Genomic DNA, 6,008 nt, shown 5'->3' with positions numbered 1-6,008 from the left:
CCGGTGCGACGAGGGGCGCCTGCACCGGAACCGGCAGGCGGGCATCGTCCGGCAGGCCCGCGGGCGGTTCGTCGGTCCGTGGCGGTAGCGGGGCCGTGGCCGTGGCCGTGGACAGGCCGGACGACGCCGTCGGCGATGTCCTCGCCGGCTCCGCGACCGGTTCCGGGTGCGGCTGCGTGGTCGGTTGGGCGAACGGCCCCGCGGTAAGCTCCGTGTGCGCCGCCCCGGACGGGTGCGGCGGGATGGGAGTCGCGGCGATCGTGATCTCCTGGTCGGCCCGGGCTCCCGTAGACGGCGTCGCCGACGCTGCCTTGCTGGCGGGAAACGCCTGGCAGGCCGTGGTGAGCGCCGCTGCGAGGGCGGCCACGGACGCGGCGGCGATGACGGTCGTGAATCGAACCGAACCCATAAGGCCTCCTCGGGTCTTCCCCCCCCGGGAGCAATACGAGCAAAGATAACGAATTTCGCGGGTGGCGCTCCTCGCCTGTCATCTTGTGGTCCAGCCGTGGTAAGGCCGGAACCGGATGCGCTGGCCGGGCCGGCATTGCGCGGCCAGGTGCAGATCCTCGGACGCAACGACGCCCAGCATGGGATAACCCCTGGTGACCGGATGGTCGACGAGGAAGAGGACCGGCCGCCCGTCCGGGGGGATCTGGATCCCCCCGGTGACGAAGGCCTCCGAGGGTAGCTCCGCGGTGATCCGGCGCCGGTCCGACGAGCCGCACGTCGACCCGGTCGCTCTGTGCCGTCACCTCATAGGACGCGGAGAACAGCGTGGGCAGCGCGTCCGCGGTGAACCAGTCGTCGCGGGGGCCGGCGAGGACCCGCAGGGTCGGTTCGTCCGGGTACTGGGCGAGCGGGGCGAGGTCGACGGTCGGCGGGTCCGCGCTGTCGGCCGCCGGCGGCAGCTGCCGACCGGCGGTCAGCGGTTGCGGACCGATCCCGGAGAGGGTGTCACTCGATCGTGAGCCGAGCACCGGCGGGACACCGATCCCCCCGCGAATTCCGAGGTAGGTGCGCAGGCCCCGATCGGGTGCCCCGATCCGCAGCAGCGCGCCGGCGGGCACGTCCACCGGGGAGTACATGCTGATCTGGCGACCGGCGAGTTCCAGCGGGCACGGCGCGCCGGTCAGCGCGATCAGCGCCGGATCCGTGAACCGTGCGATGAGGCCGCCGTAGGTGAGCTCGACCGCCGCCGCGGTCGCGACGTTGCCGACGAGCCGGTTCGCCAGCAACAGACTGCGACGGTCGGCAGCGCCGGACCGGGTGATGCCCAGGTGCGCGAGCCCTGGCCGGCCGAGATCCTGGACCGTGGCGAACGGGTCTGGTGCGACGATTTCGATCATGAAATCTTGATCATGATATTTCGATCACGACACCGACCGGGCAGCGTCGGCGTCGGCGATGGCGTCGGCGATGGTGATGGCGATGGCGATGGTGATGGCGATGAACCGCACCCGCGTGCCCGGGGCCAGCACGGCGGGCGGCTCCCGGCCGGGATCGAAGACCCGCAGGTCGGTATGGCCAATCAGCCGCCATCCGCCGGGCGAGGTCCGCGGGTAGACGCCGCTGAACTCGTCGGCGATGGCGACCGCGCCCGCGGGGACCCGGGTGCGCGGGCTGTCCCGGCGTGGCACGCGCAGCGCCGGGTCGAGGCCCGCGATGTAGGCGAAGCCGGGAGCGAAGCCACAGAACGTGACCCGGTGCCCGCCACGTACGTGCCGGTCCACGACCTGCGCCGGAGTCAGTCCGCTGAGCCGGGCGACCTCGGCCAGATCGGGGCCGTCGTAGCGCACCGGTATCGTCACGACGTCCCGGTTGAGCGGGGGACCGGCCTGCGGCCCGGGGCCGGACGAGGAATCGGGACCGGTCTGCGGCGCGAGGCCGGTCTGCGGCGCGGGACCGGGCGTGCCGGGCTGAGCCCCGGCGGCGCGCAGCAGGGCGGCGCTCAGGCGCCCGGCGTCGGTCGCCGCGGGATCGAACGCGACCAGCACCGTCCGCGCCGCGGGAACCAGTTGGATGATCCCGACCGGGGCGATCCGCCGCAGCCGCGCGTAGAGGGCCTCGGCCTCGGCCAGGCCGGCCACCTCGACGAGCAGTGCCTCGTCGCCGCAGGGCAGGATGCGCATCACGATCCTCTCAGCTGAACGGGATCAGGGGGGACACCCGCGTCGAGCAGGGCCTGGCGTAGCCGTCTGACCAGCTCGACCGCGCCCGCCGTGTCCCCGTGCACGCAGAGAGAGCGGGCGCCGACGTCCACCGGTGTGCCCTGCCGGCTGACGACCACGCCCTTGACCGCCATCCGCACGCCGCGCGCGACGACGACGTCGGGATCGTGCAGGACGGCGTCGGCCGTGCGCCGGGAGACCAGAGTGCCCGCGGCCGTGTAGGCGTGGTCGGCGAACGCCTCGCCGACCGCGGTCAGGCCGGCCTCGCTCGCGCGCCGCGCAACCACGCCGATCCGGGCAGGCCCAGGACCGGCAGCGTCGCGTCGTAGCAGCGGATGACCTCGACGACGGCCTGCGCCTGCTCCTCGTCGGTGACGATGGCGTTGTAGAGGGCGCCGTGCAGCTTGACGTAGCGGACCCGGTCGCCGGCCGTCCGGGCGAAGGCGTCCAGCGCGCCGAGCTGATAAAGGACGTCGTCACGTAGATCGTCGGGGTCCATGTCGATGCGGCGGCGACCGAAGCCGGCGAGGTCGCGGTAGCTGACCTGGGCGCCGATGCGGACTCCGCGGCGGACCGCCTGCTCGCACGTCCGCCGCATTGTCGCGGGGTCACCGGCGTGGAACCCGCAGGCGATGTTGGCGCTGGTGACCAGGTCGAGCAGGGCTTCATCCTCGGTGAGGCGCCAGACCCCGAAACCCTCGCCAAGGTCGGCGTTGAGATCGAGGGGACGCGGCGGATCCGCCGGAGGCGGTGGTGCGGCGGGATGTGCCTGTTCGGCGGGATGTGCCTGTCTGGCGGGATGTGCCTGTCCGGCGGGAGGCGGTGGCTCGGCCGGGTTCGGCGGATCGGCCGCCCCGGTGGTCGCCCAGTCCGGCCGAGGTCGCTCCCGCCTGCCGGGATCTCGCTGGTCGCCCATGCTGCCAATTGTTCACCACCTCGGCACTGGCGATCCGCCCCCGTCGGCACGGTGGCGGGTGGGGGCGCGACGGGGTGGTCATAATCGTGACCTGGCCGGATCCACCCTGACCGGGACCGCCGCTCCCGCGGTGCCGATCGGCCCGTTCCGCCATTCCCGCGGGCCGGCCGACGCCCCGGTCGTCGTCGTCGAGTATGCCGACTTCGAATGCCCGTACTGCGCCCGGGCGGCTCCCGTCCTGTACGAGTTCACCGAGACCTCGCAGGGGCAGGCCCGGCTGGTCTTCCGGCACTTCTCCGGTGTTCGACGTCCATCCCTACGCGCTTACCGCGGCGCTGGCTGCGGAGGCCGCCGGGGCGCCCGGGCGGTTCTGGGAGATGCACGACCAGCTCTTCGCCCATCAGGACCGGCTGGCCGTCGGCCGGTGAATTTGGGGGACCTGAGCACGGTCTGCGGTCCCTGGACCGTGCCTGGCTCCCCACAATTCGGCTGCCGCGCGATCATGCCAGACCGGATAGGTCGGACAGGTCGGCCAGGTCGGCCAGATCGGCGTGCATCTCCCAGACCAGGATCTCGGCGGGAGCCGAGGCGCTGACCCGCTGACCGCCGGTCGCGGTGAACCGGACCGCGTCCCCGGCGCGCAGCACACCCGTCCCCTCCAGCGTCACCTCGCCCTGCGCCACGAACAGGTGCAGGTAGGGAGCCTCGGGAAGCCTGATGTCCCGACCGGGGCTGAGCCGGGCGGCGCACAGGGCCGCGAACCGGTTTCTGATCGTGATCGCGCTCTGCCCGCGGTGCCTGGCCATCCCGGACGCCACCGGTACCAGGCCGCCGCGTAGCAGCTCGTCGTCGATCTCCAGCTGCTCGTAGCCGGGGTCGATGCCCCGGCGGTCCGGTGCGACCCACATCTGGACGAAATGCACCGGCTCGTCATGCGGCTCCCCGCCGCCGTCGAGACGCCAGGAGTCGTTCTTCTCCGAGTGCAGGATCCCGCGACCGGCGCTCATCCGCTGCGCGAGTCCCGGGTAGATGACGCCGGAGTAGCCGGTGGAGTCCTGGTGCACGAGCGATCCGCGCAGGACCCAGGTGACGATCTCCATGTCCCGGTGCGGATGGGTCTCGAACCCGGTCCCGGCAGCGACCGTGTCGTCGTTGTTCATCAGCAGCAGACCGTGGTGGGTATTCGACGGATCGTAGTGATGGCCGAACGAGAAGGAATGGTGGGAGTCGAGCCAGCCGACGCGCGTCGCCGCTCTGTCGTCCGCCCGGCGAATGTCGATCCGCGGCTGTGGCTGTGGCCGCGGGCGCGGACCCGCGGAGGGGGGTGTGGCGGTAGAAGGGACCGCGGTCGGTGGGGTGGACGACCCGGGGGAGGACGGCGTGGCCCTCATGGTGAACCCTCCTTCACGGTAGGCAGGACGATGCCTGCGCAGTCCAGCGTCGTCGGGGCCACGGACATTCCACGGCTCGCGTCCCGCCCAGGCAGATGACCCGCCGGTTAGAGCAACGGAATCACATGAATGGACATATAATATGTCGATTTTGGTGACCGGATAGTGCGACCATGCGTTCCGCGCTGTGGCGGATACTGCTGTCAGATCTTGCTAGCATTCAGATCTTGCTAGCATGTTGCGCATGTCGCGCACGATCACGCTCCGGCTCTCGGATGAGGCCTACGAGGCGGTCAAGCGGTACGCCGAGGCCGAGCACACCTCGATGAACGCCTGGGTCGAGGGCGTGCTTGACGCCGAGGACATGCGCCGGCGCTGCGCCGCGCATGGGGCCTGGGTGCGGGCCGACCCGGCGGTGGCCGGTGCGGCCCTCGCCTTCGGGGAGGCCAACCAGCGGGCTCTCGCGGTGTCGGGGCTGCCCAATCTCGCCGACGCCGCCGGGTGAGGCCACCGCGGCGTGGTGAGATCTGGACCGCGGGCATCGGGCCGGCGCCGCAGGCGGTGCTGGTCCTCAGCTCCACGGTCTACAACGAGATCGCCGACGAGCCGACCGTGCTGGTCGCCCTGGTCGTGGAGCACGCCACCGACGAGGGGTTCTGCGTCGACCTGGGGGAGGGGCAGTGAGCCGTGATGGGCCTGGTCACGTTCGTGGCCAAGGCCGCCCTGGGTGAATGCCTGCGCCGGGTCGACGTCCAGACGCTCACCACCGCCAACACCATGCTGTTCAAGATCTTGGCTACGCCCGAACGTTGACCTCACGGCAACCCCGGCATCTACTATCCCCCAGACGGAGGCGCAGCCTCTTCCCGGATGATTGCCTTCAGCGTCGCGTGGACGGCGGATGGATCGGTGAGGCGTGCGGCTAGCGTCTCGATCGCGAGTTCGAGGGGAATCGCCGCGGAGAACTTGAGCCCATCGGCAGCCTCGACATCGATGGCCGGAAGAACGTCAACGAGGTCGTAACATCGAACATCGAGCATTGTCCGTAGCGCGGCGGAGTTGACGTGCGGGCAAAGCCGCAGCCTGAGATCGCCGACCGGCGCGTCAGCGTCAACCAGCTCGCCGAGCCCCGAGGCGAGGGCCGAATTGGCCGCGAACCCGGCAAATGTCCACCAGATCGGCCGCTTCTCGGTGTCGCGGGTGAGGTAGGTGCGTTCGCCCGGCTCGTCACTGAAAGTGACAAAGGAATGCTGTGCGCCGAGCTTGTCCAACGCGTCGGCGGCCCGCCGGGACCGGCCTGGGTAGTGGCTCGGTTCGACCTGGACTCGTCTTCTCCGCCAGTCGACATGATTCACCTTCCAGGCACGACCGCCGAGAAGAACCACCCGCGGTCCGTGCTCCGGTCGAGCCGCGAGCGCGATCGGTGGCAGCTGGCCGAGCAGGCTACGTCCCCACCAGACCTGCACCATCGATTCGCCGGCGAAGGTTGACGTGAGGTCGAGGAAGTAGCGTCGCCCGTATTCCTTCTCCGCC

The 6,008-nt window shown here is 71.0% G+C and carries 8 protein-coding genes and 4 pseudogenes; 5 read left to right on the top strand and 7 right to left on the bottom strand.

Annotated features, from left to right (window positions below; translation table 11 throughout):
* From AC08OJ_RS18030 to AC08OJ_RS18010, 5 genes and pseudogenes are all read right to left on the bottom strand, one after another.
* Positions 1-409, bottom strand: a pseudogene (locus AC08OJ_RS18030) (hypothetical protein); the annotation flags it as partial.
* 78 nt (positions 410-487) lie between these two features.
* Positions 488-1,346 (bottom strand): annotated as a pseudogene (locus AC08OJ_RS18025) (5-oxoprolinase subunit C family protein).
* A gap of 24 nt (positions 1,347-1,370) precedes the next feature.
* On the bottom strand, positions 1,371-2,129 hold the full coding sequence (locus AC08OJ_RS18020) for a 5-oxoprolinase subunit B family protein (protein WP_476596348.1): 759 nt from the start codon (positions 2,127-2,129) through the stop codon (positions 1,371-1,373).
* A complete protein-coding gene (locus tag AC08OJ_RS18015; RefSeq protein WP_476594366.1) occupies positions 2,129-2,455 on the bottom strand; it encodes a LamB/YcsF family protein in 327 nt (108 codons plus the stop codon). Before AC08OJ_RS18015 ends, AC08OJ_RS18020 begins: the two co-directional genes overlap by 1 nt.
* Entirely contained in the window at positions 2,422-3,084 is a 663-nt protein-coding gene (locus AC08OJ_RS18010) for a 5-oxoprolinase subunit PxpA (RefSeq protein ID WP_476596347.1), read from the bottom strand. Before AC08OJ_RS18010 ends, AC08OJ_RS18015 begins: the two co-directional genes overlap by 34 nt.
* Between AC08OJ_RS18010 and AC08OJ_RS18005 the strand changes: the two are divergent.
* Positions 3,083-3,373, top strand: a pseudogene (locus AC08OJ_RS18005) (DsbA family protein); the annotation flags it as partial. The gene AC08OJ_RS18010 and the pseudogene AC08OJ_RS18005 overlap by 2 nt on opposite strands.
* 10 nt (positions 3,374-3,383) lie before the next feature.
* On the top strand, positions 3,384-3,512 hold the full coding sequence (locus tag AC08OJ_RS18000; RefSeq protein ID WP_476594372.1) for a hypothetical protein: 129 nt from the start codon (positions 3,384-3,386) through the stop codon (positions 3,510-3,512).
* Positions 3,513-3,584: 72 nt separating this feature from the next.
* Here the strand turns inward: AC08OJ_RS18000 and AC08OJ_RS17995 are convergent, their stop codons facing one another.
* On the bottom strand, positions 3,585-4,475 hold the full coding sequence (locus AC08OJ_RS17995) for a pirin family protein (protein WP_476596346.1): 891 nt from the start codon (positions 4,473-4,475) through the stop codon (positions 3,585-3,587).
* A gap of 244 nt (positions 4,476-4,719) precedes the next feature.
* On the opposite strand from AC08OJ_RS17995, the gene AC08OJ_RS17990 reads away from it, so the two are divergent.
* The 3 genes from AC08OJ_RS17990 to AC08OJ_RS17980 are packed head-to-tail and all read left to right on the top strand — an operon-like array spanning position 4,720 to position 5,288.
* Entirely contained in the window at positions 4,720-4,980 is a 261-nt protein-coding gene (locus tag AC08OJ_RS17990) for a toxin-antitoxin system HicB family antitoxin (protein ID WP_035911300.1), read from the top strand.
* On the top strand, positions 4,977-5,159 hold the full coding sequence (locus AC08OJ_RS17985) for a hypothetical protein (RefSeq protein ID WP_476594369.1): 183 nt from the start codon (positions 4,977-4,979) through the stop codon (positions 5,157-5,159). Before AC08OJ_RS17990 ends, AC08OJ_RS17985 begins: the two co-directional genes overlap by 4 nt.
* A gap of 3 nt (positions 5,160-5,162) precedes the next feature.
* Positions 5,163-5,288 carry a hypothetical protein gene (locus tag AC08OJ_RS17980; RefSeq protein ID WP_476596345.1) on the top strand — a complete coding sequence of 42 codons (126 nt, stop codon included), beginning with the start codon at positions 5,163-5,165 and terminating at the stop codon, positions 5,286-5,288.
* Positions 5,289-5,311: 23 nt separating this feature from the next.
* Here AC08OJ_RS17980 and AC08OJ_RS17975 read toward each other — a convergent pair.
* Positions 5,312-6,008 (bottom strand): annotated as a pseudogene (locus AC08OJ_RS17975) (hypothetical protein); the annotation flags it as partial.

This window comes from Frankia sp. CgKIO3 (assembly GCF_977946435.1).
Note: the sequence above shows the minus strand (reverse complement) of the source record. Positions and strands in the feature narration are given on the sequence as shown.

Bases quoted from the DNA above. Each gene is read 5' to 3' on its own strand.
- AC08OJ_RS18020 (WP_476596348.1), bottom strand. From the start codon at position 2,129: ATGCGCATCCTGCCCTGCGGCGACGAGGCACTGCTCGTCGAGGTGGCC.
- AC08OJ_RS18010 (WP_476596347.1), bottom strand. From the start codon at position 3,084: ATGGGCGACCAGCGAGATCCCGGCAGGCGGGAGCGACCTCGGCCGGAC.
- AC08OJ_RS17995 (WP_476596346.1), bottom strand. From the start codon at position 4,475: ATGAGGGCCACGCCGTCCTCCCCCGGGTCGTCCACCCCACCGACCGCG.
- AC08OJ_RS17990 (WP_035911300.1), top strand. From the start codon at position 4,720: ATGTCGCGCACGATCACGCTCCGGCTCTCGGATGAGGCCTACGAGGCG.